Raw genomic sequence first — 3,194 nt, 5'->3', positions numbered from 1 at the left:
ACTGATGAAGCCGTAAGCAGTGTCCAACCGTCCTTGCACGTCAGGTTGTTATATGTGTAGTCTCCAAATCTTGTGCTTTCCATCGAACTGTCATCCAGCAGGTTTGTCCCCCCAATCTGCAACCCGTCAATCTTGCCGGTCAGTGATTTATACGATTCGGTCGTACCATAAGCATCAGCTACCTTTTGGGCAAATCCGGAACCGAAAGATCCGGTCGATGCGTTATAGTCAAGTGCACTAATCAAATTAGTTGTTTGCTTTTTTGTTTGATTGGTTTCGTTGCTGTATGCAGATACCAACGTGTTTAAATCGCCGGTTGTACCATCTTTACCAATCAGTTTTCGGATTGTAGTATCATAACCGGCTACTTTCGTATCAATTCCGCTTGCCTTAACCACGCTGTTGGCAAAGCTTGTCGAATTCATGGCCGTTTCAATAGTGTCAGCTTTTGTCTTTACAGACTTGACATCACTAGCGAGCGTGTCAACTTTATCTGCCGTCTGTTTAAACTGTGTCCCTGTTACATATCCGTTCAGGTCAGTCTTATTGGCTTTTTGGCTGAGCGTTGTTGACGTCTGCTGCTTAAACGTATTGTACTCACTGTCATCAACTTTCGAATCAACTAGAGATTCAATTCGGTTATTTTCAGCTTTGACGCTGATCAATCCGCCCTTGCCGTCGCTCAATGCCGCTTCCAGAGCACCAGCTCGGGCCGATGCTGATGTAACTTTGCCGTCAAGGGTAGCATAGGTAGCTTTTACGCCGCTGACATCTGACTTGATTTCGCCGATTGCTGTTTTGTTTTCCTCAACGTTTTTTACAATGCCATCCACTTTTGTACGTGCTTCAGTAGCGGCATTGCTGGCCTCTGTTGCATTTTCGGAAGCAGTATCTGCCGCTGTCTTTGCAGACTGAGCTATTTCCGAGGCTTTAGTCACGGCTGTGGAAAAAGCCTGCTTCTCAGTCTGGTAAGTTTCATTAGGTACGTACTTATCATCGATTTCTTTAAATTGCGCGTTGAAATCTTTGATGGCCTGGTCAACTTCCTTCTGCGTGTTATGCAGCTCTGCCGTCGACGTAATCAGTTCCCAGTTCCCGTTTTTGTACTGGTACATTTCAGTCTCGCCGTTGCCTAGATCCTTGTACCACAAGTCCCCCTCAACAGCAAACTGTGGCTGCGATGTACCGAAATGATTGGTATTCTTACCGTTTGCCGACTGCAGGGCAGACTGTGAATATTCTTTAGCGCTCTGCACCGTATCTTGAACTGCGCTGATCGTTGACGTTATGCTAGCGGCTTGAAAATCATCCCCCAGTTCAACTGTGTTGTTCTGGCTGTTGAGCAGGTCATGCGTAACCTTGTACACGCGTGTGGAATACTCAATTTTTAAATCGTGGCGGATAATCGCCACTGTATCCCCCAGTGACAGATTACCGACGTCAGTAACTGACGCTTTGAATGACACTTTAGGCCGTTTCATTTCCTGCAACTTGTCATATGTGGCTTTCAGGAGCAACGCAGGGTCGGTGATTGCGTCAAACTCCACTAAACCGATACGTGGTGCACCGTCAGAGAACCCGTATATAGCCGTAGCAGCAGGGTCTTCCAGATACTCCTGCCCAGCCGGCTTATCGAGCGGATTCCCTGCAGATTTTTTCCAAACAACGTCAGCAAACGTGATCTTACGACTGTACCCGTCAGGACTGCCATCAGTACCTTCGCTGACCTGCACACTGGACCCACGGCCTACCAGCGCAGTTACCAGAGTGTCACTGGACTGTTCGCACGTTACGCTGAGCAGCTTATCGCCGTACTCGTACCGTCGTCCGGTTCTGGATCCCATTTGAGCGTACAGATTAACTAATCGCCTTTTGACCTGATTGCCAATCGGATCAAAAACAACGTCAAATGTAATTTCCAGGTTAAACAGGTTAACCACGCTCTGCAGACTAGCCAACACGGTCGTGTAGTAGAAATTCGTACTCTGTGTGCCGGTATCAGCGACATATCCGACAGAAAACCGTGTTGCCGACAAGATTTGCTGCAGCATTTCCTTGGCGGTGCGGTTCTGTGGCCGCATGTCCTTGATAAATGAGTATGACCCAAGTTCATCGTATGCAGATTCAACTGCAGTATAGCTAACCTGGTTGTCCTCCTGTGTTTCCGTCAGAATCTTGAAGCACATGTACGTATCGGCACCAGGGCGTTGTATCAGTACATACTGACACCCCGCACTCAGTTTCCTGGCAACGGCAAACTTCAGACTGCCGGCCGTGTTGATTTGTTCCTCAAGCGTTGCACTGATGACATCGGACGAAGCGATCCCAATCACATCCTGTTTTTTGTTCAGCTGATACAAAATCACAATTTTTTCACCTCGAATCTAATTGCATAATTGCCATTTGCGTTAAACGTCAGCTTAGTGTTGTGGTCAATCTTAAAATCAGCAAAGTTGCTGTTAAGAGAAACGCTTGACAATACCGTAGCGCCGTTGACCGTACATGTCAGGGTTTTAAAGTCAATCACTATTTTCTTGCCGGCTGAAACTGACTGATTTAGCAGAAAATGCTTGCCCTGGTTGCTAGTGATTTGGAATGTGGAAATTCCCTCCGTTGGCGTGAATTCGATTGCTGCTGGCAAATTTGCAAATCCAGTGTCATCATACTCGGACAAGCTTACAGATGTCCCTGTTCCCGTTATAGTCTTCTCCGCAGAATAACAGTATGGATCGCTCAGTGTAATTTCGATGGTCCCTGTTGGGTGAAGCGTGGTATCGTCAAACGTGAGTGACGTTACAGTACCGGTATATCTATAGCCGTCATCGGCAAAGGAAACTTCCGTATTCCTGACGGACAGAAACTGCTTAAGTTTCCCTGTTTTATCAGCCAGATCCGACAGGCTTGAAGCCTGCAGGAAAAAATTTACCGTCAGCTTCTTCGATTCAATGCGCGAACTCAGGTATTTAGCCCCATCACTGGCCAAATCAGTCGAATTGACCGCAGTTGTAAAATTGCCACGACCTGAAACGGCAAGTGTGGTAAAGCCGGCTATTGCGGTATCGATACACTGCCCACCATAGCTGAATGCCACCTGTGATCTTACAATCACACTCACCACTCCTTTCAGAATTTATACGCACGTTGGAACTGTGTCTTAGTACCCTGTGCTTTGGAAATGTCATCAACGAATGCCT

At 47.0% G+C, this 3,194-nt stretch carries 2 protein-coding genes; both read right to left on the bottom strand.

What is annotated here, in order from left to right; genetic code table 11:
* Window positions 1–2,366 (bottom strand): phage tail spike protein (locus V7Z60_RS08895; RefSeq protein ID WP_334117472.1); only part of this gene is annotated, 2,366 nt, incomplete at its 3' end.
* The gene (locus V7Z60_RS08890) at window positions 2,363–3,109 is read right to left on the bottom strand and encodes a distal tail protein Dit (RefSeq protein WP_334117471.1); all 747 of its coding nucleotides are present in this window, start codon (window positions 3,107–3,109) and stop codon (window positions 2,363–2,365) included. The genes V7Z60_RS08890 and V7Z60_RS08895, both read right to left, overlap by 4 nt.
* Window positions 3,110–3,194 lie beyond the last annotated feature (85 nt).

It is taken from the genome of Ligilactobacillus sp. (assembly GCF_036846325.1).
Taxonomy (GTDB): Bacteria; Bacillota; Bacilli; order Lactobacillales; family Lactobacillaceae; genus Ligilactobacillus.
The sequence above is the reverse complement of the archived record's forward strand: the minus strand, read 5'-3'. Positions and strand labels throughout refer to the sequence as shown.